This window comes from Neorhizobium galegae, assembly GCF_017877055.1.
Lineage (GTDB): Bacteria > Pseudomonadota > Alphaproteobacteria > Rhizobiales > Rhizobiaceae > Neorhizobium > Neorhizobium galegae_D.
Map to the genome: position 1 here is coordinate 586,276 of NZ_JAGIPG010000002.1, position 23,625 is coordinate 609,900.

22 protein-coding genes are annotated in these 23,625 nt (G+C 59.9%); 14 read left to right on the forward strand and 8 right to left on the reverse strand.

The features are described from left to right. Positions 1–8: 8 nt before the first annotated feature. From J2857_RS13195 to J2857_RS13220, 6 genes are all read right to left on the reverse strand, one after another. Positions 9–1,631, reverse strand: coding sequence for a sensor histidine kinase (locus J2857_RS13195; protein ID WP_210010609.1), 1,623 nt, complete (start codon positions 1,629–1,631; stop codon positions 9–11). Positions 1,632–1,860: 229 nt separating this feature from the next. Next, positions 1,861–2,550, reverse strand: coding sequence for a hypothetical protein (locus tag J2857_RS13200; RefSeq protein WP_245363323.1), 690 nt, complete (start codon positions 2,548–2,550; stop codon positions 1,861–1,863). Between the two features lie 355 nt (positions 2,551–2,905). After that, on the reverse strand, positions 2,906–3,343 hold the full coding sequence (locus J2857_RS13205; RefSeq protein ID WP_210010610.1) for a hypothetical protein: 438 nt from the start codon (positions 3,341–3,343) through the stop codon (positions 2,906–2,908). Positions 3,344–3,513: 170 nt separating this feature from the next. After that, the gene (locus J2857_RS13210) at positions 3,514–5,082 is read right to left on the reverse strand and encodes a SpoVR family protein (RefSeq protein WP_210010611.1); all 1,569 of its coding nucleotides are present in this window, start codon (positions 5,080–5,082) and stop codon (positions 3,514–3,516) included. Beyond that, entirely contained in the window at positions 5,079–6,356 is a 1,278-nt protein-coding gene (locus tag J2857_RS13215) for a YeaH/YhbH family protein (RefSeq protein WP_210010612.1), read from the reverse strand. The genes J2857_RS13210 and J2857_RS13215 overlap by 4 nt, the downstream gene beginning before the upstream one ends. A gap of 186 nt (positions 6,357–6,542) precedes the next feature. Beyond that, positions 6,543–8,486, reverse strand: coding sequence for a PrkA family serine protein kinase (locus tag J2857_RS13220; protein WP_210010613.1), 1,944 nt, complete (start codon positions 8,484–8,486; stop codon positions 6,543–6,545). A gap of 313 nt (positions 8,487–8,799) precedes the next feature. Between J2857_RS13220 and J2857_RS13225 the strand changes: the two genes are divergently transcribed. The 14 genes from J2857_RS13225 (at position 8,800) to visR (ending at position 21,946) form a co-directional block, all read left to right on the forward strand. Next, positions 8,800–9,366 (forward strand): DNA-3-methyladenine glycosylase, encoded by a 567-nt coding sequence (locus tag J2857_RS13225; protein ID WP_210010614.1) that lies wholly within the window; start codon positions 8,800–8,802, stop codon positions 9,364–9,366. Between the two features lie 529 nt (positions 9,367–9,895). After that, on the forward strand, positions 9,896–11,494 hold the full coding sequence (locus J2857_RS13230) for a globin-coupled sensor protein (RefSeq protein WP_210010615.1): 1,599 nt from the start codon (positions 9,896–9,898) through the stop codon (positions 11,492–11,494). After that, complete coding sequence (locus J2857_RS13235) at positions 11,494–11,787, forward strand: STAS domain-containing protein (protein ID WP_210010616.1); 294 nt, start codon at positions 11,494–11,496, stop codon at positions 11,785–11,787. The genes J2857_RS13230 and J2857_RS13235 overlap by 1 nt, the downstream gene beginning before the upstream one ends. Positions 11,788–11,789: 2 nt before the next feature. Continuing rightward, on the forward strand, positions 11,790–12,155 hold the full coding sequence (cheY1, locus tag J2857_RS13240; RefSeq protein ID WP_037087114.1) for a chemotaxis response regulator CheY1: 366 nt from the start codon (positions 11,790–11,792) through the stop codon (positions 12,153–12,155). Between the two features lie 16 nt (positions 12,156–12,171). Beyond that, positions 12,172–14,451 (forward strand): chemotaxis protein CheA, encoded by a 2,280-nt coding sequence (locus tag J2857_RS13245; protein WP_210010617.1) that lies wholly within the window; start codon positions 12,172–12,174, stop codon positions 14,449–14,451. Positions 14,452–14,457: 6 nt separating this feature from the next. Next, entirely contained in the window at positions 14,458–14,925 is a 468-nt protein-coding gene (locus J2857_RS13250) for a chemotaxis protein CheW (RefSeq protein WP_210010618.1), read from the forward strand. Further along, positions 14,922–15,830 (forward strand): protein-glutamate O-methyltransferase CheR, encoded by a 909-nt coding sequence (gene cheR, locus J2857_RS13255; protein ID WP_210010619.1) that lies wholly within the window; start codon positions 14,922–14,924, stop codon positions 15,828–15,830. The genes J2857_RS13250 and cheR overlap by 4 nt, the downstream gene beginning before the upstream one ends. Next, on the forward strand, positions 15,827–16,867 hold the full coding sequence (cheB, locus tag J2857_RS13260) for a protein-glutamate O-methylesterase CheB (RefSeq protein WP_210010620.1): 1,041 nt from the start codon (positions 15,827–15,829) through the stop codon (positions 16,865–16,867). The genes cheR and cheB overlap by 4 nt, the downstream gene beginning before the upstream one ends. Beyond that, complete coding sequence (locus J2857_RS13265) at positions 16,868–17,257, forward strand: response regulator (protein WP_046630657.1); 390 nt, start codon at positions 16,868–16,870, stop codon at positions 17,255–17,257. Then, positions 17,254–17,811, forward strand: coding sequence for a chemoreceptor glutamine deamidase CheD (cheD, locus tag J2857_RS13270; RefSeq protein ID WP_210010621.1), 558 nt, complete (start codon positions 17,254–17,256; stop codon positions 17,809–17,811). Before J2857_RS13265 ends, cheD begins: the two co-directional genes overlap by 4 nt. 29 nt (positions 17,812–17,840) lie before the next feature. Then, entirely contained in the window at positions 17,841–18,230 is a 390-nt protein-coding gene (cheT, locus tag J2857_RS13275) for a chemotaxis protein CheT (RefSeq protein ID WP_210010622.1), read from the forward strand. A 158-nt stretch (positions 18,231–18,388) separates the two neighbouring features. After that, complete coding sequence (fliF, locus tag J2857_RS13280; protein WP_210010623.1) at positions 18,389–20,059, forward strand: flagellar basal-body MS-ring/collar protein FliF; 1,671 nt, start codon at positions 18,389–18,391, stop codon at positions 20,057–20,059. A 413-nt stretch (positions 20,060–20,472) separates the two neighbouring features. Next, positions 20,473–21,186 (forward strand): transcriptional regulator VisN, encoded by a 714-nt coding sequence (gene visN / locus J2857_RS13285; protein WP_245282687.1) that lies wholly within the window; start codon positions 20,473–20,475, stop codon positions 21,184–21,186. A gap of 13 nt (positions 21,187–21,199) precedes the next feature. Beyond that, positions 21,200–21,946 carry a transcriptional regulator VisR gene (gene visR, locus J2857_RS13290; RefSeq protein ID WP_210010624.1) on the forward strand — a complete coding sequence of 249 codons (747 nt, stop codon included), beginning with the start codon at positions 21,200–21,202 and terminating at the stop codon, positions 21,944–21,946. A gap of 49 nt (positions 21,947–21,995) precedes the next feature. Here the strand turns inward: visR and J2857_RS13295 are convergent, their stop codons facing one another. Further along, positions 21,996–22,430 carry a hypothetical protein gene (locus tag J2857_RS13295; protein ID WP_210010625.1) on the reverse strand — a complete coding sequence of 145 codons (435 nt, stop codon included), beginning with the start codon at positions 22,428–22,430 and terminating at the stop codon, positions 21,996–21,998. Between the two features lie 5 nt (positions 22,431–22,435). Continuing rightward, positions 22,436–23,515, reverse strand: coding sequence for a flagellar biosynthesis protein FlhB (gene flhB, locus J2857_RS13300; protein WP_210010626.1), 1,080 nt, complete (start codon positions 23,513–23,515; stop codon positions 22,436–22,438). Positions 23,516–23,625: the final 110 nt, after the last annotated feature.

Below are 23,625 nucleotides of genomic sequence, written 5' to 3' on the forward strand. Positions count from 1 at the left end.
GCGCCGGCCTAAGCCGAATGCTGCTGTTTGATTTCGTCAAACGGCAGCTCGACCGTGAAGGTCGTACCCTTTCCCAGGAGGCTCTGGACCGAGATCGACCCGCCATGCAACTCCACAATTTCCTTGACGATATTGAGGCCGATCCCCGTTCCCGCAATACCGGTGGCGCTACGGGCGCGGAAGTAGGGCTCGAACAGCTTCGGCAGGTCGTCAGCATCCATGCCGATGCCGGAATCGCTGACGCTGACCAGAACCCGCCGACCGTCCTTCCATCCACTGACGCGGATTTTGGAGCCGGCGGGCGAGTACTTCACCGCGTTTGACAACAGATTGGAAAAGACCCGCTCTATTGCGGCCTCGTCGATCATCTGCAGAGCTGGAAGCGCTTCGAGATCATGGCTGATCGTGTGGCTCTTGCTGATCTCCGCCCGGTTTGCGATGCATTGGCGAAGAACCGCGCCGAGCGAACTGGCCTCCTTGTTGATCGCAATGGTCCCTGTCTCCAGCCGCCCGGCGGCGAGGATACTTTCCATCAGCTCGACCATGCGGGCGACCGCGCCCTTGATCTGCAGAGCCTTGCCCTCCAGGAACTGCGGAGTCGCAGCCGCCTTCGTGCGCGTAAGCCGCTGAGCCGCTCCGTCGATCACGGCCAGAGGCGTCCTGAACTCGTGTGAAATCATTCCTACGAAGCGGCGCTGTAGCGCATTGATGCCCCGTTCATGCTGGAGAAGGCGATCCAGCTCGACGTTCTTTTCCTGCACTTCCGCGGTCCTCGCCAGAACGATCTTTTCGAGCTCGTCCCGATGCTGGCGCAGTCTGCGCTCGCTGGACTGGAGGGCTTTGAGGGCAAGCTGGCGGTCGTGGACATCCTCCAGCAAACCATACCAGCGGACCACCCCACCGTTACCGTCGAGCCGGGCTGCCGCCCGGTTCCGATACCACCGATACCGCCCCTTCGCGGACCCGATCCTGTAGATCATGTCGAACGACGCGCCGGTCTTCACCGAGGACTCCCATTTGGCAATCACTTCCGGCAGGTCCGCCGGGTGCAGGGTCTTCTCCCACCCGCGTCCCAGCGCTTCGCCGACCTCCCGTCCGGACGCGTTCTGCCACCCTGGGCCGACTTCGATGACGTTCCCCTGTGCGTCGGCCAACCACGGCGTTTGGGGATGCAGTTCTACGAGGGAGCGATAGTGCTCCTCACTCGCCCGCAGGACTTGCTCGGCATGCCGAAGTTTGGTGATGTCCGAAATGACGACAACGACGACCGGTTTCTTTCCGCCGGGCACTGGCAGGAAAGACCGCCGCTTGTGCGTGAAAAGCGTCCGGGTCGAACCATCCGGCCCGGTGACCTCCTCCTCGAACCGCCGCTCCTCGCCGGTCGCCAGCACTCCGGCATCCACCTTCTGGATTCGGTCGGCTTCGTCCGCAGGTAAGAAGTCGTGGTCTGTGTGGCCAAGCGCGTCATCGAGGTTCACGCTGAACATCTCGCATGCCTTGCTGTTGAGGAACAGGAAGCGCGACTCGGCATCCTTGATGATCGTCGGTCCTGGTGCGCCCTCGAACAGGTCTTCCAGGAGTTCGCGGTGAGATGTTTGCAGATCAGGCCCGATGGCGGAGCAGAGGTTCATTCGCAGGCGTCCAGGTGTACTCGCGCAAATTTGATCGACACCTAATGTACATTCAGAGCGTTACCGAATGCTGAAACCGGAGGTGTTGCTTCGGTAGCAAGTACACTTTATCGGCAGGCCAGCGAGGCCCGGTATTCCAATGGGCCTGACGGAAACTCCGTGGCCCGCTTTACGGCATGCGGCCGCATTTCAACGAATCCCGGGTTACCGTTGCGAGCATGCCGGCCGGCTATTCCTCGACCCAATAGGACGTCGTATTTTCGATGACTTTTTTAATTTTGCGATTGTCTCTCCATTCTCGTCCGGTGTCACGGATGACCGGTCTCTGCTGCGGAGAGAAAATGTAATTCTTGTGCGGCGCCGCCAACCGTTCAAGCTCTGCGTTGACGCCGGAATAGAATTGTTTTTCCGGATCCCGAGAGGGGTCCATCAGGCTTGAAGCCTGCCGGGCAAACGATCCGCGAAGAATGGAAGGGGACGTGGTGAACTTCGGAAAAGTCTTGAAAAGCGGGATTTTTATGCCGAGGAACCGCGCATACTCGTTTCTCTCGTGAAGATGGCCGTCCTTTGCGATATTCCAGTTCTGATCAGCCGTATGAAAGGAAACCTGCATCACGCTCGGATCTGAAAACGGGCCGAAAATCTCCTCGCCGAGGTCGGTCAGCGCGATCCAGTCATCTTCGAGGTGGAACACATAGTCGGAACGCGTGTTGGCCCAGAGACGCTTGACCGCGGCGCCAAAACCCGGCTCGCTCGGTCTGAAGAAGGAGGCTGATGGCAAGTAGCTGCCGACCACGCGCAGGCACTCGGCTTCATCCTCTTCAGTGCCGAAGATCGGGTCTATGTTGACGAGAACGTTCGAGAAGGAAAAATGAGCAAAGCAGCGCTTTGAGAAACTTTCCAAAGTCTGCTCGAGCAAGCCTGGTCTTCTGCCGGCAACTATACACAAATCCATACTAAAATTCGCCACGCGGCATATCTCCGGAAAATCCGGAACTCCGTATAGAGATCCTTTTGTCGAGATACCATAGGGCCCGCAAGGTCACCACCGGCGTTGAGACATGCTGTCCCATAACCGTGCATAAAGACGCTTGATCGGAGCCATCCGAAATCGACGGCACGCGCACTCCGCCGAAGGAGGAACCTTGGCCTCGCTTCGACCTTAACGCGGCTCAGTTCACGGCCGCCTCCCGCAATGGCAAGCGGCAACGCCGAGACATCGGGCAACTGCTCCGGCAGGGAAACGCCGATTGTGCTCCACAAACCGATACGGGCTATCTTCTGAAGAAAGAAGCCAGATAGGCAAGGGTGCCACTGGACCTGCGGGTGGCTATGGAACGCACCTGTTGGGCGACTGTACTTGCGCTCACATGGGCTCCGAAGTGGCAGAAGCAGACCAGTTTATGGAGTTGGCGGTCGGACAATTCAAAAAACCGTCTGGCCTCCCCATAGGTGTCGTCTCGCATCCCCGCCGCGCGTAGAACCGGATCGCCGAAGGCGACGGCAATCGCCGTCCCGTCGCCGCGCATGGCAGCCCTTATTTCATCCGGCTGATATTCGGTTTCCCGAAATGTCGAAAGGGATCGGTCGGGGTTGAGCTCCAGAATCTCGGCCCACCGTTCGAGCCGTTCGCTGCTTGACATCCGGAAGTCGGGATAGTTGCGGTTTATCCTAGCGATAGTCCTGAGCTGATCGACTGCACGTTGCTCCATTACGGCCTCCTATTTGAACAAATAGATGCCCGTCGCCCACCTGCAATTTGATCCAGACCGCTTTTGATGTCCAATCACGATTGGGCGCCGGCATGAGGTCCGGCCTTTCCTTAATCAAAATTGATGAGCCCAGGGCCGCCCGATCGGTGGAGACTTGCGCCTGCGCCCCGTCAGGAGAAAAGATCACCCTTATGAAGGATCTCGCGGGGATGAGCGGAATGTTCCTTCACCACCTTCTCGGCGCCGTCGATTTCCTGCAACATGACGTCGTAGCCCCAGAGATCAGCTAGATGCTGGAGGACCTGCTTGGTCTCGCTGTCCTCAAGAACCCAGTCGTTCGGCGCCCGGTGCTGCAGCAGCAGGCGACGGTCGCCGGCGAGATCGACATCGACGATGTCGATCCTCGGGTCGGTCCAGCCGATATCGTATTCGCGCGCCAGCTGGCGGCGGACGCGTTTGTAGCCCCGCTCGTCGTGAATCGCCGAAACCAATATCCCTTCGCTTATCTGCGGATCGTCGTAGAGCTGGAAAAGGCGCCATTTGCGGATCAGGTGCGGGCTCAGGAACTGGCTGATGAAGCTCTCATCGCGATAGTCGGCCCAGATGCCGCGCAGAACCTGCATGGGGTCTCCGCGACCTGCGATATCCGGGAACCATTCGCGATCCTCATCGGTTGGATCCGTCACGATCCGCTCGATATCCTGCATCATGGCAAAGCCGATGGCGTAAGGGTTGAAGCCGGAGAAGCGCCGGTCGTCATAGGTCGGCTGGAACACGACATTGGTGTGGGATTTCAGGAATTCGAAATAGTTGCCGTCACTGATCTGCCCACGGTCGTGCAGTCGGTTCATGATCTGGTAATGGACGTAGGTCGCGGTGCCCTCGTTCATCACCTTGGTCTGGCGCTGAGGGTGGAAATATTGCGCCACGTGGCGGACGATGCGCAGGATTTCCCTTTGCCACGGCTGCAGCCGAGGCGATGACTTTTCGAGGAAATAGAGCAGGTTGTCCTGCGGCAGGCCGAGCGCCGCACGCCGTCTTTCGAAATCGACATCGGCGGCATCGCGCTTGCGGCCCGCCGGCACCGTGCGCCAGAGATCGTTAAACATCTGTTCTTCGTGGGCGCGCCGTTCCTGCAGCCGTTTTTCTTCCTGGCGCAGGTCGAGCCGAGTCTTGCCGGCATAACGATGCACGCCGTGCGACATCAGCGCATGGGCGGCATCGAGGGTGCGCTCTACCGCCGTTTCGCCGTAACGCTCCTCGCAGCGGGCAATATAGCCCTTAGCGAAATCGAGATAGTCGAGAATGCCCTCGGCATCCGTCCACAGCTTGAACAGGTAGTTGTTCTTGAAGAAATGGTTATGGCCGAAGGCCGCATGGGCGATGACCAGAGTCTGCATCGTCGCCGTGTTCTCCTCCATCAGGTAGGAGATGCAGGGCGATGAGTTGATGACGATCTCATAGGCGAGATCCCGCATGCCGCGGCGGTAGAAGGCCTCATGATGGGCGAAATGTTTGCCGAAGGACCAGTGCCGGTAAAACAGCGGCATGCCCGTCGATGAATAGGCATCCAGCATCTGTTCGGCGGTGATCACCTCGATCTGGTTCGGGTAGACATCGAGCCCCAGCTCGCCGATCGCGATCTCCTCGCACGCGTCGTGGATGCGCTGAAGGGTCGAAAAATCCCAGTCGGCGCCCTCGAAGAGCAGTCGATCCTTCTGCATAGCCGCCTGGGTCATGGCACCGCCTTCGTCTGTGTCGAACGCTTCTGAAAGAGATCGTGGAAGACCGGGAAAATCTCGTTCTTGCGACAAACCTTGCGCATCGCAAGGGTGGCCGAGCCGGACCGGATGCCTTCATAGAGGCGCCAGAGAGGCGAGTTGGAGATCGAGGAATCTCCGCCCTCCTCATCGACTTCGATATAGGCGAAATACTGGCAGAGCGGCAGGATCTCGTGTTTCAGCAGATGGCCGGCCGGACCCTCGTCCCGGTAGGAATTGTCGCCGTCGGAGGCCTGCGCCGCATAGATGTTCCATTCCGTGGGGTCGAAGCGTGCGGCGATGATGTTGCGCATGGCCGCAAGCGCGCTCGATACCAGCGTGCCGCCGGTCGCCTGGCCGTAGAAGAAGGTATCCTCGTCGACCTCCTCTGCCTTTTCCGTGTGCCGGATGAAGACGATCTCCACCTTCTCGTAACGCTGCGACAGAAACAGATAGAGCAGCAGGTAGAAGCGCTTGGCCAAGTCCTTCATGTGTTCCGACATCGAGCCGGAGACGTCCATCAGGCAGAACATTACCGCCTTCGCAACCGGCTTCGGTTCGTTGTCGAAACGGCGATAGCGCACGTCGAGCGGATCGACGTATGGAATGCGCCGGATCCTGTCCGTCAGCGACTTGAGTTCCGCCGTCAGCGCAAGCCGGGTCTCCTCGTCCTCGCTTTCCTCGATCTGGCGTTGCAACACCTCGATTTCGGCAGGCTTGGGACGCTTGAGAGCGATGCGCCGCATCATGGCGAGCCGCGTCGTCCGATCGATGGAAAGATTGGAAGGGGAACCCGAAATGGAGTAGCCGGCTCGAACCGGGCTCATCTCTTCGGTTTCGCTGAGCCGCCGCTTGGCGAGTTCAGGCAGTTCGAGGTCATCCAGAAAGACCGAGAGGAACTCCTCGCGCGTCAGAACGAAGCGGAAGCCGTCTTCGCCGTCCCCCTGGCCGGCCTCCTTGGGCCTGCCGGCACCCTGGCCCGGGGGGCGGGGAATGATATCGCCTTCGACAAAGGCCCGGTTGCCGGGCAGGACATGGTCCGTGATCCCGCCTTCGGCCCGGCGAAAACTCGGCTCGCCCATGCCGCCGATCGGAAGGCTGACTTCGCCGCCATCCAGTACATCACGGATGCTGCGGCTTTGCAGGGATCGCCTGACTGCTTGCTGCACGGCGTCCTTTGCGCGCCGCAGAAACCGCTGCCGATTTTCCAAACTTTTACCGCGCGGGTTCAGCCGCCGGTCGATGATGTGCATGTTGGCTCCTGCATGAGCATTAGGGTCTGTACTCAACTAGGTTTCGGACGCCGCACGACCCAGTATGCCACAATCCTACGTCCTGTCGTCACACACAATGATGGACATCAAATCCACCTTTGTGTGTTTAAGGAACTGAACGGTTTTCTTGCATGGTGCGTTCCAAATCCTAATTGAGTACAGACGCTAACCTGCCTGCTTAACCCGCATGTACCACTCCACCAGACGGCGAACCTGTCTCTCGGTGTAGCCGCGCGCCGTCATGCGCGACACGAACTCGCTGTGTTTCTTTTCTGTTTCGCCATCCTTCTTCGATCCGAAGGAGATGACCGGCAGAAGATCCTCTACCTGGGAGAACATCCTTTTCTCGATCACCTCCCGAATCTTCTCGTAGCTCGCCCAGGATGGGTTCTTGCCGCCGTTATTGGCTCGCGAGCGGAGGCAGAATTTGACGATCTCGTTGCGGAAGTCCTTCGGATTGGCGATACCCGCCGGCTTTTCGATCTTGGTCAGTTCCTGGTTCAGGAGTTCGCGATCGAGAAGCTGCCCGGTGTCCGGATCCTTGAAATCGACGTCCTCGATCCAGGCGTCGGCATAGTCGACGTAACGATCGAAGAGGTTCTGACCGTAATCCGAATAGGATTCCAGATAGGCCTTCTGAATCTCGTTGCCGATGAACTCCGCATACCGCGGGGCAAGGTCTGCCTTGATGAACTCGATGTAACGCTTTTCGGTTTCCTCCTGAAACTGCTCGCGGCGGATGGCCTGTTCCAGCACGTACATAAGGTGGACCGGATCGGCGCCGATATCCGTCGTGTCGTGGTTGAAGGTCGAGGCGAGTACCTTGAAGGCAAAACGTGTCGATATTCCGTCCATGCCTTCGTCGACGCCAGCCGCGTCCCGATATTCCTGGACGCTGCGGGCGCGCGGATCAGTTTCCTTGAGGCTCTCGCCGTCATAGGCGCGCATCTTGGAGAAGAAGGTCGAGTTCTCATGCTTGCGCAGCCGCGAGAGCACGGAAAACCGGGCCAGCATCTCAAGCGTCGCCGGCGCGCAGGAGGCATCCGCAAGCTCCGAACCTTCGATCAGCTTCTCATAGATATGCTGTTCTTCGGTCACCCGCAGGCAATAAGGAACCTTGATGACGCAGATGCGGTCGATGAAGGCCTCGTTGTTCTTGTTCGCCTTGAAACTCTGCCATTCCGCCTCGTTCGAATGGGCAAGGATGACGCCGGAGAAGGGAATGGCGCCGATATTCTCGGTGCCCATGTAATTGCCCTCCTGCGTCGCCGTCAAAAGCGGATGCAGCATCTTGATCGGCGCCTTGAACATTTCGACGAATTCGAGCACGCCCTGGTTGGCCCGGTTGAGCCCGCCGGAATAGCTGTAAGCATCCGAGTCGTTCTGGGAATAGTTTTCGAGCTTGCGGATATCGACCTTGCCGACCAGCGACGAGACGTCCTGATTGTTCTCGTCGCCCGGCTCGGTCTTGGCGATCCCGATCTGGCGCAGTCGCGAGGGCTGAAGCCTCACCACCCGGAAGCGGGTTATGTCGCCTCCGAATTCATCGAGCCGCTTGAGACACCAGGGGCTCATCAGCCCGCTGAGGCGCCGGGTCGGGACGCCGTACTGTGCGAGCAGCATCGGCCCCATGGCGACCGGGTCGAAGAGATTGAGCGGGCTTTCGAAAACCGGGCTGATTTCGTCGCCGGCCTTGAGCACGTAGATCGGATTGGCCTCCATCAGCAGCTTAAGCCGTTCGGCAAGCGAAGACTTGCCGCCGCCGACCGGTCCGAGCAGGTAGAGGATCTGCTTTCGCTCCTCGAGACCCTGCGCCGCGTGCCGGAAGAAGGAAACGATCCGCTCGATCGTCTCTTCCATGCCGAAGAAACCGGCAAAAGCCGGATAGGCCCGGATGGTGCGGTTCATGAAGATCCGGCCGAGCCTGGCATCCTTGGCCGTGTCAACCATCTGCGGCTCGCCGATCGCCGCCAGCAGCCGCTCGGCCGCGTTGGCATAGGCCATTGGATCTTTTTTACAAAGCGCCAGATAGTCGGCGATCGACATATCGGTCTCGCGCCGGGCCTCGTAGTTCCTGGTGAAGGCATCGAACAAGGATTCACTCGGCATAGGCATCTCCAGTCAGGGTTGCACTACTGCTCGACTGCCGCAAAGATAGAAAACGATGCGGCAATCTATTGAGAATCAAGATGTTTCTAAACCTAATACGACACCCGGAGCGTTTTCATGGCAATGCACAAAAATGTGCGTCCACAAAATCAGTGAAGACTTGGCAAACAGCAAGTGAGGGCTTGTCGCGCCCACACGACAGCGTCTGCGCAACGCCTCGGGTCTTTCAGGATATCGCGTCGTTGGCGGTGAAGACAAGCCGTACTTCGCCGTCTATGGATGCTGCCAGCAGGCAGCGACGCGGGCATTTCTCATGGACCAGCAGTTTTTCGATAGAGCCTCCGTGGAGGTGGCGCGTGACCTGATCGGCGTCGAGCTCGATGTCTGCGGTGCAGGCGGCGTGATCGTCGAGACCGAAGCCTATGAGCCGGACGAGCCGGCCTCCCACAGTTTTCGCGGACCCACGCAGAGGAATGCGGTGATGTTCGGCCAGCCCGGGCATGCCTATGTCTATCGTTCCTACGGCATTCACTGGTGCCTGAATTTCGTCTGCCGGCCCGGCAGCGCGGTGCTGATCAGGGCGTTGCAGCCGGTCAGAGGCCTTGAGGTGATGGAGAAGAGGCGCGGCCTTGCCGATCCGCTGCTCCTGTGTTCCGGTCCGGGCCGCCTCTGCCAGGCGCTCGGCATCACCATCGCACACAACGGCCTGCCGCTGCTTGCGCCGCCGTTCGAGTTCACTTCGCCGAATACGCCGCCGTTGATCGTCACCGGGCGGCGGATCGGCATCTCCCAGGCCGTCGATCTACCCTGGCGCTTCGGTCTTTCAGGCTCGTTGCATATCAGCAGGAAATTCACCGGCAAGGGCGGCCTTGCACCTTGAGCTAAAGCTTATCTGTGACGTTGACGATGCGCATCTCAATCTCGGCGGTGTCCCGATGCCCGGCGCATCTTCCGGTCTCGCTGATAAGAGCGACAAGGCCAGCCTGCGCGGCGCGGACTGACCGAGATCGGCGCTGCCGATTGACGGGGAAAAGCAGAACTCCGCGTAGTGCCGAGGCAATGCGCCCATAGCGGGTAATATGCGCCCGGTTGAAGCAAAACAGGCATCCTTGCACCTTCCATTAACCTTCAGGCAAGGAATTAACCATACATATTAGAGACCACGGCGAAATGGGATGACTGCGGTCCCCCACCAGGCATGAAGCCGCAAAGCCGTACCGGTCCAATCCGGTATCCGCTCATGAAAATCCAGCAAAGCCCGTGGTGACCGCGTTGCCCATGCCCGACGGATATTGATCCGGTTTGGCGAGCATCCCCGTTCATCCAGGCGCTGGCGACAGCAGCTCGCATGCCGCCGATCCTTTCCGGGGATTGGCTTGATTAATTTGGGGACGGCTTTGGTGCAGGAAATGCCATCGGATCAGGCGCGGCGTGGCCAGGCAGGTAGCCTGGGCGAGAGACTGGCATTTGCCGGCCTCGACGGCGAACTGCGCGATCTGCTGCGCCGCTGCCGCCCGCAGCTCGACCGACACCTGAAGACTGGCCTGCGCGATCTTTTCCACCGCTTTCAATCCTTTCCGGAAGCCGCCCGCAATTTCGAGAGCGAGCAGCAGATCGAACGGCTGCACGACCTGCAGGCGTCCCATTGGGGCGTGTTGACCGATGCCCGCTTCGACGCGCTCTATGCCGAGCGGGTGAAGGTTCTCTCCGACGCCGAGAGCCGCATGGGCCTCGATCCGCGCTGGCACGTCGCCGGTCACGCCGTGATGCTCGAACATCTGATCGCCGGCGCAATCGTTGATCTCGCTCCGAAATCGCTGCTGCCGGGCGGCCGTAAGCGTGAGCAGGAACTGCTCGACCTCGTTGGCGCGATTACCCGCCTGGTGATGGTCGATGTCGAGATTGCCGTCTCGCTTCGCTTCAACGAACAGCGCCAGAAGCACCAGCGCGCACTTGCCGAGCAGCGCGAAGCCGATCATGCGCAGGCGATCGAAACCTTCACGGACGTCATCGCAGCCCTTGCCGACCGCGATTTGACGGCCTCTCTGCCGGCCGATGTGCCGGATGCCTATCGCGAGCTCGCCGATCTTCTCAACCAGGCGGTCGCCGGCATGCGCTCCTCGGTCGAGACAGCTGATGGACACGGCCAGAAGGCCGGTGCGCTCACCCAATCGCTTGCCGAAGGCGCCCGCTCGTTCGCCTCCGCTTCCGAAGAGCAGTCTGCCCGCCTCAGGGAGGCGGCACGCGTGCTGCTCGACGTCACCGCCAGGGTCAAGGGAAGTGCCGCCGAGACGGCCGCTGCCGAAAAAGCAGCCGCCGAGACGCGCCGTTCGGTCGAGGCAAGCGGCGAGGTCGTCGGCCGGGCGATCAACGCCATGGCGGATATCGAATCCTCGGCCGAAAAGATCGGCGAGATCATCGGCGTCATCGACGACATCGCGTTTCAAACGAATCTGCTGGCGCTGAACGCCGGCATCGAGGCGGCTCGCGCCGGCGAGACGGGCCGCGGGTTTGCGGTCGTCGCCCAGGAAGTGCGCGCGCTTGCCCAGCGCTCTGCCGATGCGGCCCGCGAGATCAAGACGCTCGTCAACGGCACCAAGTCCCAGGTGGATGCGGGTGTCGAGATGGTTCACCGGACCCAGGAGGCGATTGGTGGCATCGTCCGCCAGGTTTCCGATATCAACGACGCGATTGCCGGCATTGCCCGCGACACCGGAGAGCAAGCCGTCGGCCTCGACCGATTGACCGTCGAGATCGGTTCGGTCAGCGAAAACGTCGCTTCGAATGCAGGCCTTGCGTCCCGCGCGGGCGAGGGCGCCGACGAACTCCATACCGTGATCCTGGAACTAGGCCGAACGGTCCGCGAGTTCCGGATCGAACGACAGAGCCGTTATGCGGATGCACGCCGCCCGGTAGCGCCCAGACCCCAGCCGACTCTCGTCCCGATCGCGTCCGAGCGTGCGGATGACGGCGAATATCTCTTTCAGAAACGACAAGGAATAAGCTGATGGCAGCAAAGAAGGCTGGACCTGGAAGTTTGAAGCTGGCCGCGGTGCTGGACCTCAACGAGGCCTCGAACCTGCATGGCAAGCTGGTCTCCATGCGCGGCAGCGATCTCAAGATCGATGCGTCTGGTGTCGAGCGGGTCGGTGTCCAGTGCGCTCAGGTTCTGCTGGCCGGCGTCAAGGCTTGGGAAGAAGACAAGAAGTCCCTCCTCGTCGAGAAGGCTTCGGATGCATTTCAGAAGACGATGCAACTCATCGGCATCAATCACGAAAATTTGGTTGCTAAGGAGATCTAGCAATGAAGAAGAAAGTACTGACCGTGGATGACTCACGGACGATCCGGAACATGCTTCTGGTGACCCTGAATAACGCAGGTTTTGAAACAATTCAGGCGGAAGACGGCGTTGAAGGCCTCGAAGTCCTCGAGGGCTGCAATCCGGACGTCATCGTCACGGATATCAACATGCCGCGTCTCGATGGCTTCGGTTTCATCGAAGGCGTTCGCCGCAACGAAAAATTTCGCGCCGTCCCGATCCTCGTCCTGACGACGGAAAGCGATGCGGAAAAGAAGAACCGGGCCCGGCAGGCCGGCGCGACGGGCTGGATCGTCAAGCCTTTCGATCCTGCCAAACTGATTGATGCGATCGAGCGTGTAACCGCCTGAGCCAGGAATTCCCCCGATGGATATGAACGAAATCAAAGAGATCTTCTTTCAGGAATGCGAAGAGCAGCTCGCTGAACTGGAGTCGGGTCTTCTCAAGCTGAACGACGGGGATCGCGACCCCGAAACGGTGAACGCCGTTTTCCGTGCCGTTCATTCCATCAAGGGGGGCGCTGGTGCCTTCGGTCTGGACGACCTGGTTTCCTTTGCCCATGTCTTCGAGACGACGCTCGATTGCGTGCGCTCCAATAAGCTGGAGCCGACGCCGGACGTCCTGAAGGTCATGTTGAAATCGGCCGACGTGCTCGCCGACCTCGTCAGCGCATCGCGTGACGGCGGCGGCGTCGACGAATCGAGAAGCCGCAGCCTCGTCAAGGAACTCGAGGCGCTTGCGCATGGCGAGTTGCCGTCTTCCTCGGGCCACGACGCACCGAAGCCGGCCGCGAAGGCCGCTCCGGCACCGGCTCCTGCGGCGAAAGCAGAGCTTCCCAAGCCAAGCGACGACAGCGGTTTCCAGCCGATCCCCTTCTCGTTCGATGGTTTCGGCGAGGACGAGGAGCCGGCAATCGAAGGTTCGCTCTACGAAGTAAGCTTCAAGCCGCGCCGCGAACTCTATTCCAAGGGCAACGAGGCAGCGCTCCTGCTGCGCGATCTGTCCCGCCTGGGAGAGATGAGCATCAATTGCGACACGGATGCTCTGCCTGCGCTGGACAAAATGGACCCCGAAGCGTCCTATTTCAGCTGGAAGATCTCGATCAAGACCACCAAGAGCGAGGACGATATCCGCGCCGTCTTCGAATTTGCGGAATGGGATTGCGACCTCGAAGTGAAGCTCGCCGAAGAGGCTGTTTCCAACGAGGAACTGCCGATGGTCCCGGTTCCGTTCGATCTTTCGATCCTCGATGACGTCTCGGCCGGGGAAGAAGAAACGGCCAGCGAACGCGGCGTTTCGGAAGAAACCGTCGCCGCGGCCTTGTCCGCCGCCGAGACCGCGAGCAACGTCTCCAGGGCCGCCCGTGTCGCCGAGAAGAAGGAGTCGGCCGCCGCCACTGCCGCCGCCCAGAACAATGCCGCCGCCGCCGCTGCCGGCGCAGGCCAGACGATCCGCGTCGATCTCGACCGCGTCGACCGCCTCATCAACCTCGTCGGCGAACTCGTCATCAACCAGGCAATGCTCTCCCAGAGCGTCGTCGAGAACGACGCGACCGGTACGTCGGCCGTCAACATGGGCCTCGAAGAGCTGCAGCAGCTCACCCGCGAGATCCAGGACTCGGTCATGGCGATCCGCGCGCAGCCGGTGAAGCCGGTCTTCCAGCGCATGTCGCGTATCGTTCGCGAAGTGGCCGACATGGTCGGCAAGTCGATCCGCCTGGTCACCGAAGGCGAAAACACTGAAGTCGACAAGACGGTCATCGACAAGATCGCCGAACCGCTGACCCACATGATCCGCAATGCCGTCGACCACGGCATCGAATCGCCCGAAAAGCGCGAGGCCGCCGGCAAGGACCCGGAAGGCACGATCAAGCTGACCGCGAAACATCGGTCGGGACGCATCCTGATCGAGCTTGCCGACGACGGCGCCGGCATCAACCGCGAGCGCGTCCGCCAGAAGGCGATCGACAACGACATCATCGCAGCCGACGCCAACCTGTCAGACGACGAGATCGACAACCTGATCTTCATGGCCGGCTTCTCGACTGCCGACAAGATCTCCGACATTTCCGGCCGCGGCGTCGGCATGGACGTGGTCAAGCGGTCGATCCAGGCGCTCGGCGGCCGTATCTCGATCTCGTCGCGGCCGGGTTACGGCTCGACCTTCACCATGAGCCTGCCGCTGACGCTCGCCGTCCTCGACGGCATGGTGGTCACGGTCGCCGGCCAGACGCTGGTCGTGCCGCTCACCGCGATCGTCGAGACGCTGCAGCCTGAGGCCTCTGCCATCCATTCTTTCGGCGCCAATCAGCGGCTGATTTCGATCCGCAACTCGTTCTGCCCGCTGGTCGACGTGGGTCGGGTCCTCAACTATCGCGCCACCCAGGCCAATCCGGTCGAAGGTGTCGCGCTGCTGGTCGAATCGGAAGGCGGCGGACAGCGCGCTCTGATGGTCGATGCCATCCAGGGCCAGCGCCAGGTCGTCATCAAGTCGCTCGAGGCGAACTACACACACGTCCCGGGCATCGCCGCAGCCACCATTCTCGGTGATGGCCGCGTCGCGCTCATCCTCGATGTCGATGCGGTCGTCGCAGCGTCGCGGGGTCAGTCCATGAAACCTGAAATGTCGTTAGCCGCTACGGGTTGAGTTCATATGTCGTATGCCGTGAAGAATCTGGTCCAGGGAAGCAAGGAGCTGATCGCTTTTCGCATCAGCGATCAGGAATTTTGCGTGAACATCATGTCCGTCCGCGAAATTCGCGGATGGACCCAGGCGACACCGCTGCCGCATGCGCCCGCCTACGTCATGGGTGTCATCAATCTTCGCGGCGCGGTTCTGCCGATCATCGACCTTTCGGCCAGGCTTGGCATGAAGGATGCCGAGCCGACAGCCCGCCATGTGATCATCGTGGCGCAGATGAAGACCAAAGTTGTTGGTCTCCTCGTCGAAGCCGTTTCCGATATCCTTACGATTACCGACGAGAATATCCAGCCAGTACCGGAAGTCTCCTCCGATCTGGAGAGACTATACGCCCGGGGGATTCTCGCCATCGATAAGCGGATGATCTGCATGATCGAGTTGGACGCCCTCTTCCCGGACAAGGAAAGCGAAGTTGCATGAAGCCTTTGGGCGCCATCGAAAGCCGGCAGTCACCGGATGAGGTCCTTGCAAGCGGAGAATATCCGCTGACGCGTCGTGACCTCACCGACATTTCGGCGATGATCTACTCGGATGCCGGAATCTATCTCAACGATTCCAAGGCCTCTCTCGTCTATTCCCGTCTTTCGAAGCATATCCGGGCTTTGGGGCTGCGCGGGTTCAAGGACTATTGCGTTCTGGTGGCCTCGCCCGAGGGTACCGCCGCCCGCCGCGAGATGCTGTCGCATCTGACGACCAACTTCACTCGTTTCTTCCGCGAGAACCATCACTTCGAACACCTGCGCGACGAGGTTTTGCCGGGGTTGATCAACCGCGCCAAGAGCGGCGGTCGTGTTCGCATCTGGTCGGCTGCCTGTTCGGACGGACAGGAACCGTATTCCATTGCGCTGACCGTACTGTCGCTGCTTCCCAATGCGGCCGATCTCGACTTCCGAATCCTGGCGACCGATATCGATCCGAAGATCCTGGCTGCAGCCCGCGCCGGCGTCTACGACGAGAACGCCCTCGAGACCATGACGCCGGCCATGCGCAAGCAGTGGTTCCGCGAGGTTGATGCCGGCGGTCGCCGCAGGTTCCAGATCGATGACCGCGTCAAGAAGCTGATCACCTTCAACGAGCTGAACCTGATGGCGCAGTGGCCCTTCAAGGGCAATTTCGACGTCATCTTCTGCCGCAACGTCGTCATCTATTTCGACGAACCGACGCAGATGAAGATCTGGTCGCGCTTTGCATCGCTCCTGCCTGAAGGCGGACATCTTTACATCGGCCATTCCGAGCGCGTCTCTGGCGACGCGAAAAACCTGTTCGATAACATCGGCATCACCACCTATCGTTATGCCGGTAAGAACGCAGGGAGGAAAGCATGAGCGCTCCGGCACGGGTTCTCGTCGTTGACGATTCACCCACCATGCGCGGCCTGATCACGGCCGTCCTCAATTCCGATCCGGAAGTGAATGTCGTCGGCCAGGCCGGCGATGCGCTGGAAGCGCGCGTCGCGATCAAACAGCTCAATCCCGATGTCGTTACTCTCGATATCGAGATGCCCAATATGAACGGGCTGGAATTCCTCGAAAAGATCATGCGTCTGCGTCCGATGCCGGTAATCATGGTCTCGGCCATGACCCATCAAGGCGCCAATGCGACGCTGGCCGCTCTCGAGATCGGCGCCTTCGATTGCGTCGGAAAGCCGGCCCCTGGCGATATTCGCCCGTTCATTGATCTTGCTGAAAAGGTGAAGGCCGCAGCCCGGTCGGGACCCCGCCGGAATGGGCCGGCTCCGGTCATCGCCGCCTCTCCCGCGGCCGAGTACCGGGTAGGTAGAAAGGTTGTGGCCATAGGGTCGTCAACCGGGGGTGTCGAAGCTCTCATCGCGGTGCTGCAAAAGTTCCCACAAAACTGCCCACCGACTGTAATTACTCAACATATGCCTTCCACGTTTACCAAAAGTTTTGCTGAACGGCTTAATCGTATCTGCGCTCCTGTGGTGCAGGAAGCTAGCGACGGCGCGCGGCTGGAGATCGGCAGGATCTATCTGGCGCCCGGTGGCGAACGGCACCTGCAGGTGGTCAATCCGTCGGCGCCATGTTGCCGGCTGATCGAAAGGGAGCCGGTAAACGGCCACAGGCCCTCAGTGGACGTCCTTTTCGACTCGGTCGCGGACTTGGCAGGTCGCAATGCGGTCGGGGTCATCCTGACGGGCATGGGCCGCGACGGAGCTGCAGGTTTGCTCAGAATGCGTAGCGCGGGCGCACGCACGATCGGGCAGAACGAAAAGACGTGTGTGGTCTACGGCATGCCGAGGGTTGCCCATGAAATGGGAGCCGTCGAGCAGCAACTGCCGCTAGGCGCCATTGGAGAAGAAGTGTTGAAACTAACTGCCGCCCGAAAAGAAGGTACCGAATAAATGTCTATCGCTGAAAAAATCAAAGTTCTGATCGTTGACGATCAGGTCACCAGCCGCCTGCTGCTCAGCGACGCCCTGACACAGCTCGGCTTCAAACAGATCACGTCTGCCGGCGATGGCGAGCAGGGCATGAAGATCATGGCCGAACAGCCGCACCATCTCGTCATTTCGGATTTCAACATGCCGAAAATGGACGGGATCGGTTTCCTTCAGGCCGTTCGCGCCAATCCGAACACCAAGAAGGCCGCGTTCATCATCCTGACGGCTCAGGGTGATCGCGCCCTGGTTCAGAAGGCGGCTCAACTCGGCGCCAACAACGTTCTCGCCAAGCCGTTTACGATCGAAAAGATGAAGGCCGCTATTGAAGCGGTGTTTGGAGCATTGAAATGAATGACGCCGCTGCAGTCAGGCGTGTCCATATCATCCAGGGGGAGTTTAAGGTCCTGAACGACCCGAATGCTGTCCTCTCGACGATTCTGGGCTCATGCGTGGCTGCTTGTCTTCGCGATCCTGTCGCCGGTATCGGCGGCATGAACCACTTCCTGCTTCCGGGCTCCGGCGGCTCCATGACCTCGGGCGGCGATGCAACGCGTTATGGCGTGCATCTGATGGAACTGCTGATCAACGGACTTTTGAAGCAGGGTGCCCGGCGAGACCGGTTGGAAGCGAAGATTTTCGGCGGCGCCAAGACGATTGCCAGCTTTTCGAATGTCGGCGAACAGAATGCCGCATTTGCGATGCAATTTCTAAAGGACGAAGGCATTCCGGTGGTCGGTTCCTCAACGGGCGGCGAACACGGGCGCAAGCTGGAGTTCTGGCCCGTGAGCGGCCGGGCTCGTCAGTATCCGCTGACCGGCGCCGAAACTCAACGGACGGTGGCTATGGAGGAGCGTCCGGTGCGCACGCCGCCGAAGTCGGTCGAGAGCTCAATCGAGTTCTTTTAAAGAAGTCATTTCTCGGGGCGAAAGAAGCCATGAACGACATCGTCAAGACGCCAATCGCTCCCTTTGAGGAATCTCTTCCAGAAGTCTTGATGCGTCTGGTCTCGGAGCTTCATGACGTCGCATACCTGATCGAACGGGTCGAGCCGCAGCTTCTGGAGCTCGGCGGCGAAACGATCCTGCAGTCGCCGGATAGTTTGAAAGTCCTGCAGGGCATCGACCTTGCCGTCCAGAAGACGCGGGGCCTTGCAGAATTCGTCGACACGATCACCGGCGGCATCCCCAACGAATGGATGGTCGATGTCTCGACCGCCCTCAATCTCGTCAAGCTTGCCGACATGCAGAAGGCACTCGCCAATGGCATGCGCCACGGCCATTCCCAGCCTTTGAGCAAGGCAGCCGGCGATTTCGATTTCTTCTGATTGCATGCTTCGGCCATGACGGCCCGGCAGCCGCCAGTCTCACGATCTCATCGACAATCGCCAAAAACCGTACGCCCGCGAAACGCTCGCACAAGCTTCGCTTCCTAGGGTGCGATTGAGCATAGGCTCGAATACCTGGTTGGCGATGTGGGAACAGAATGAATCTGTTGGCTCAATTTTCACAAGTCCTTAAAAATCTGGCCGGTTTAGGCCAGACGCGACTTATTGCTTTAGGCGCTGTCGGCGTCGTTTCAATTGCGATCGTCATTGCTGCGGCCCTCTTCGTTAACAAGCCGGCTTACGAGACGCTCTATGTCGGCCTTGATACGGCTGACCTCAACCAGGTCAGCATCGCGCTGGCCGAAGCCAACATGTCCTTCCAGATCGGTACGGACGGTTCGAGCCTTCAGGTTCCTGCCGGCTCGACGAGCAAGGCGCGGCTTCTGCTGGCCGAGCGGGGCCTGCCGAACAGCACCAACGCCGGTTACGAACTCTTCGACAATGTCGGTTCGCTCGGGCTGACCTCCTTCATGCAGGAAGTCACTCGCGTTCGCGCCCTGGAAGGTGAGATCGGCCGGTCGATCCAGCAGATCAACGGCGTCAACGCCGCCCGCGTTCATATCGTCATGCCGGATGTCGGCAACTTCCGCAGGGGTGAGCAGAAACCTACGGCATCGGTGATGATCCGGGCCAGTTCGACGACGGGGCGCAAGGCCGCCTCGTCCATTCGCCACCTTGTCGCTTCCGCAGTCCCCGGCCTCGACGTCGACGACGTGACCATTCTGGATTCCGCCGGTCAGTTGCTCGCATCCGGCGACGAATACGGCGGCAGCGAAATGAACAAGTCGCTGAGCATCGTCCAGAACGTTCAGCAGGAAATCGAAAACAATATCGACAAGGCGCTGGCGCCTTTCCTCGGCATGGACAACTTCCGCTCCAGCGTCACGGCGGCCCTGAACACGGACAGCCAGCAGATCAACGAGACGGTGTTCGATCCGAACTCCCGCGTCGAACGTTCGGTCCGCACCACCAAGGAAGCGTCGAAATCGCAGCAGACCCAGGACGACAACGCCACCACCGTCGAGCAGAACGTGCCGCAGGCCGCTCCGCCTCCGGGTGGGGCGAATGGTCCGAAATCGTCTGATCAGTCCGACAAGAAGGAAGAGCAGACCAACTACGAAATCAACCAGAAGACCGTTGCCACGACGCGCAACAGCTACCAGATCGAGAAGGTTTCGGTCGCGGTCGTCGTCAACAAGGGTCGTATCGCGAAAATGGTCGGCGAGCCGGCCGACCAGGCCAAGGTCGATGCCTATCTCGCCGAGATGCAGAAGATCGTGGCATCCGCAGCCGGCATTAATGCCAACCGCGGCGACATAGTCACGTTGACAGCCATGGACTTCCTTGAAAACCAGCTGCTCAGCGAAGCCTCCAGCGGCCCGGGCGTGATGGACATGCTGAGCCGGAACGTCGCAGGCATCATCAACTCGCTCGCCTTCGTCCTGGTTGCTTTCCTGGTGGTCTGGCTCGGTCTTCGCCCGCTCATCCGCACCGTCAGCGGTACCGGCGTCGCCGGCGAAGCGGCGGACGGTGCAGGTCTCGAACTTCCGGACTTCTCGCCGACGACCGGCAGCCCCGCCCTCATGGACGGTTTCGGCTCCGACTTTGGTTTCGACAGCTCGAACGACATGCTGGGCGGCGGCGACGACGAGGGCTTCAACCGCCGTGTCAAGGAAGGACCCGAAAAACGCCTGGCCCGGATGGTCGAAATTTCCGAAGAGCGCGCCGCCAAGATTCTCCGCAAGTGGGCACTCGAAAAGGCAGCCTGACAGGATATCACGAAAATATGATCGCGATGGGCCGGACCTTGTCCGGCCCATTTCTTTTCAGCCCCGCCGCACACTTGGCTAATTTATCTATAGGCGAATCAGCATGAATATGGCGCAACTGGGGAAATCCGGTGTCGAGGCGATGGTAATTCGTAAAGCGTCTCCTACAATGGCCTTGATTCGTTCAATCACTTCCAGAGGTCCCAAAGAGGTGGAACTGCTGAAACTCCCGGTGTCTACGACGAGGGAAAGCGGCTCCCGCCAGTATTCTTGATGTATTTGCTTAATCCGGGATCGTTTCGGCGCTGGAGGGGTTGTATGGGAATCGCAACATGCCGCGATGCGGGCATTCATGATGAGTGCGCCACGTGGCGGGGAGCAGGTACCGAATGGAGTTGTCGGGGGTAGAAAAGATGACGGAGGGGCGCTCCTATGCGGAGTCTGCCGGCTCCCGAGGACTCTCGCGTGAGCAATTGGTTCGCCGTCTTTCGGTTTTGGCGGGCTCCAACAACATTCAGGCGGTCATGCGCCTGCTCGCAGATTACGTCGGCGCTTCTCATTTTCTGCTGGCCCGCTACGACCTCATCCAGGAACAGGGCCTCGATTTCATCGTAACCTCCAACTGGCCCTTTGATCTCGTACGGCGCTTGGGCTCGGAGCTCGCAAGCGGTTACGCGCGTTCCACCGAACTGGAAAAATGCCTCTCGCTGCTGACCCCCAGCTTCGCCTTGTTGCCTGACGACATCGTGCCGCCGGATGACATCAGCCGGCAGTACTGCGCGCTGACGTTTTGCGTCGGCAGGACGCGGTTTTCGCTGATGCTGCTTTTCCTGGATGGCATCATCCTGTCGCAGGAACGATTGAGGGAGGTGGGCTTGTTCGCCGCCTACGGCGCTAGTTTTGGAGAGAATGCCGACGCCAGGACGGAGCGTGATTTCGAACTGACGGAACGCGAGCTGGAATGTCTCTTCTGGATTGCGGAGGGCAAGACCAGTGACGAGATCGCCGTGATCCTCGGGATCTCCCGCAATACGATCAACAACTACATCACCAGCGTGATGCGCAAGACGGCAACCAAGACGCGCTCCGAGGCGATTGCCTATGCGGTTCGCAACAACTTAGTTTAGGAAAATAATTTCAATGGGTTATTCGCGCAGCGGCACGGCAGACGGACCTGGAAGCATCCAGTATCTGCGCCTCCAGCGCGCATCGAGCCGGTCGGACATCTTTCCGAAACTCGTCGCCATGCAGAAGAACCTTAAGGCGCGGAATTTTGCGGTCTTCCGGATTGCCGGCGCCGGCCTGCCGAACAAGCGCAAGCTTGTCTGCGAGCTCGAAAACTGGGGAGCCGGCGCGCTCGAGAGCAGCAACCAGCTCATCAGTGTTTACGGCGAGGCGCTGCTGGACCATATCGAGACGTCACTTCTGCCACTGATCTGGAACGGATCGGAGAATACCAGTTTTGCCGATGCGGGCGAGTTTTCGCCCTTGACGCATCGCCTGCCTGCCGGTGTTGTTCCCTTTTCGGGGATCGCTTTCCCCGTGCGTCTCGGCGCCCTCGGCAACGGTTACGTCGCTTTCTTCGGGACATCGATGGAATTGGTGAGCGATGTGATCGTCGACCAGCATGTCAGGAGCTGCCAGGTGGTCATGGACCTGCTGGCGCTTGACGAACGCCGCAGCGTGCCGGCGGAATCGCTGAGCGAACGCGAAATTGCCTGCCTTCAGCTGGCCGGCGACGGCCGCATCAGCGAAGAGATTGCCGAGAAGCTTGGCCTCTCGGTCCACACCGTCAACGCCTATCTTGGCTCAGCCACCATCAAGCTCGATTCGGTCAACCGCATCCAGGCGATCGCCAAGGCGATCAGGCTCGGTTACATCCACTGATCCGCTCAGAGAAAGAAGACCGTCTTTTTCGCCTGGCGGACTGACGGGCTCAAATCTGCGAGTTGCTGGTCTTCACGAACTTGGCTTCCTGGAGGCTTTTTGCCAGGAAGGCTGTGTTGTCGTGGGGATCCTCGAAGGGGGCCTGGAATGCAATGTGGTCGATCTCGAGGGCTGCCAGCTGGTCGGCCAGCGTCAGGCGCGCATAGACCGAAACGCCGCGCGGCTTGATTTCGAGGTCGAGGACGACTTCCGGCTTGCCGTTCCATTCGAGCTTGTAGTCGCCGCCGGCGCCGAAACTGACAGTCCCCGGATGAAAATAGAGTTCGGCTGCTGAAGACACGAGATCGGCAAGGCTGCTGTGGCACTCTAGACGTAGAAGTGAGATGAGATCACCAGCATCGAGCAGGCGAAGTTCCGAAGCCACCGGGCTGATTGCTTGTGCAACGATTTCTTCCCGTTCGGTGGAGTAGGTGCATTTCATCATGACGCTCAGCGTGTCCGTTTTTTGAGCGACCGGGAAGCGTAGACCCGGTGCACGAGTTCTGCCACAGCCTTGTAGAAGACTGGCGGAATGACACTATCCGCCGAGACTTGCGCAAACATGGAGCGCGCCAGGGGCGGATCTTCGAAAATGGGGATATCGTTTTGCTCGGCGATTTCGCGAATCTTGAGGGCAATCAGGTCCTGGCCCTTGGCGACCACGACCGGGGCGTCGTTCTCCTCGCGCACGTAACGCAGTGCTACCGCAAAGTGAGTCGGGTTGGCGATCACGAGGGTGGCGCGCGGCACGTTGTTGATCATCCGCCGGCGGGCACGGTCGCGCGCGACCGATTTCTGGCGCTGCTTGACGATCGGGTCGCCTTGCGCCTGCTTGTATTCGTCCTTGACCTCCTGCTTGGTCATCTTGAGCTCGTTGTACCAGTGATAGCGCGTCCACAGCACGTCGACCACGGCAAGTACCCCCGCCGCCAGGACGACAACGACCACCATTCGGCGGATGACTGCATCCAGTTTTACGAGGATGACCTGCGGATCAGAGAACATCGCGTCCAGCGAGGAGAGATAATCGCCGCGCAATGCGAAATACATGATCACTGCCACAATCAGGATCTTGAAGATCGACTTTCCGAACTCGACGAAACCCGGAACGCTGTAAATCCGCCCGAAACCCTTGGTGGGCGAAACGCGGGAAATCTGCGGACGCACGCGCTCGAGGACCAGTGACGGCATGTTCTGCGCGAACGACGAGCCAAGCCCGAAAATGATGAAGAGCAGCATCACCGGAACGAGGAACGCCGCGATCGCCCAGCCGAGATGGACGCTCAGCGAGACGACATCCGTCGAATTTTCGAGCCGCCACTGATCCGGCTGCTCGAAAAGGTCCTTCAGCGTCTCGGCCATTTTTGCGATGTTCGAGGGCAGGAAGAAGACGAGAAAGACATAGAATGCCAGCATGGAGGCGAAAAGCGGCACCTCTCGGGAGACCGGGACGTTACCCTTGTCTGCCGCTTCCGACATTCGTTTGGCGGTCGGGTTTTCTGTTTTACTGTCTTTATCGTCGTCGGACACGGCTTTGAACCAATCGGTCTTCCGGTTGCGAGGACGTGGCTCGAACGAATCGGCCGCCGCCGCCCGCGATGTTACCGCATCGCTTGCTAGCCGCTAATCGAGTCGAGAAA

Coding starts and splice junctions, on each gene's coding strand:
- J2857_RS13195 (WP_210010609.1), bottom strand. CDS start 1,631: ATGAACCTCTGCTCCGCCATCGGGCCTGATCTGCAAACATCTCACCGC.
- J2857_RS13205 (WP_210010610.1), bottom strand. CDS start 3,343: ATGGAGCAACGTGCAGTCGATCAGCTCAGGACTATCGCTAGGATAAAC.
- J2857_RS13210 (WP_210010611.1), bottom strand. CDS start 5,082: ATGACCCAGGCGGCTATGCAGAAGGATCGACTGCTCTTCGAGGGCGCC.
- J2857_RS13215 (WP_210010612.1), bottom strand. CDS start 6,356: ATGCACATCATCGACCGGCGGCTGAACCCGCGCGGTAAAAGTTTGGAA.
- J2857_RS13220 (WP_210010613.1), bottom strand. CDS start 8,486: ATGCCGAGTGAATCCTTGTTCGATGCCTTCACCAGGAACTACGAGGCC.
- J2857_RS13225 (WP_210010614.1), top strand. CDS start 8,800: ATGGACCAGCAGTTTTTCGATAGAGCCTCCGTGGAGGTGGCGCGTGAC.
- J2857_RS13230 (WP_210010615.1), top strand. CDS start 9,896: ATGCCATCGGATCAGGCGCGGCGTGGCCAGGCAGGTAGCCTGGGCGAG.
- J2857_RS13235 (WP_210010616.1), top strand. CDS start 11,494: ATGGCAGCAAAGAAGGCTGGACCTGGAAGTTTGAAGCTGGCCGCGGTG.
- cheY1 (WP_037087114.1), top strand. CDS start 11,790: ATGAAGAAGAAAGTACTGACCGTGGATGACTCACGGACGATCCGGAAC.
- J2857_RS13245 (WP_210010617.1), top strand. CDS start 12,172: ATGGATATGAACGAAATCAAAGAGATCTTCTTTCAGGAATGCGAAGAG.
- J2857_RS13250 (WP_210010618.1), top strand. CDS start 14,458: ATGTCGTATGCCGTGAAGAATCTGGTCCAGGGAAGCAAGGAGCTGATC.
- cheR (WP_210010619.1), top strand. CDS start 14,922: ATGAAGCCTTTGGGCGCCATCGAAAGCCGGCAGTCACCGGATGAGGTC.
- cheB (WP_210010620.1), top strand. CDS start 15,827: ATGAGCGCTCCGGCACGGGTTCTCGTCGTTGACGATTCACCCACCATG.
- J2857_RS13265 (WP_046630657.1), top strand. CDS start 16,868: ATGTCTATCGCTGAAAAAATCAAAGTTCTGATCGTTGACGATCAGGTC.
- cheD (WP_210010621.1), top strand. CDS start 17,254: ATGAATGACGCCGCTGCAGTCAGGCGTGTCCATATCATCCAGGGGGAG.
- cheT (WP_210010622.1), top strand. CDS start 17,841: ATGAACGACATCGTCAAGACGCCAATCGCTCCCTTTGAGGAATCTCTT.
- fliF (WP_210010623.1), top strand. CDS start 18,389: ATGAATCTGTTGGCTCAATTTTCACAAGTCCTTAAAAATCTGGCCGGT.
- visN (WP_245282687.1), top strand. CDS start 20,473: ATGACGGAGGGGCGCTCCTATGCGGAGTCTGCCGGCTCCCGAGGACTC.
- visR (WP_210010624.1), top strand. CDS start 21,200: ATGGGTTATTCGCGCAGCGGCACGGCAGACGGACCTGGAAGCATCCAG.
- J2857_RS13295 (WP_210010625.1), bottom strand. CDS start 22,430: ATGATGAAATGCACCTACTCCACCGAACGGGAAGAAATCGTTGCACAA.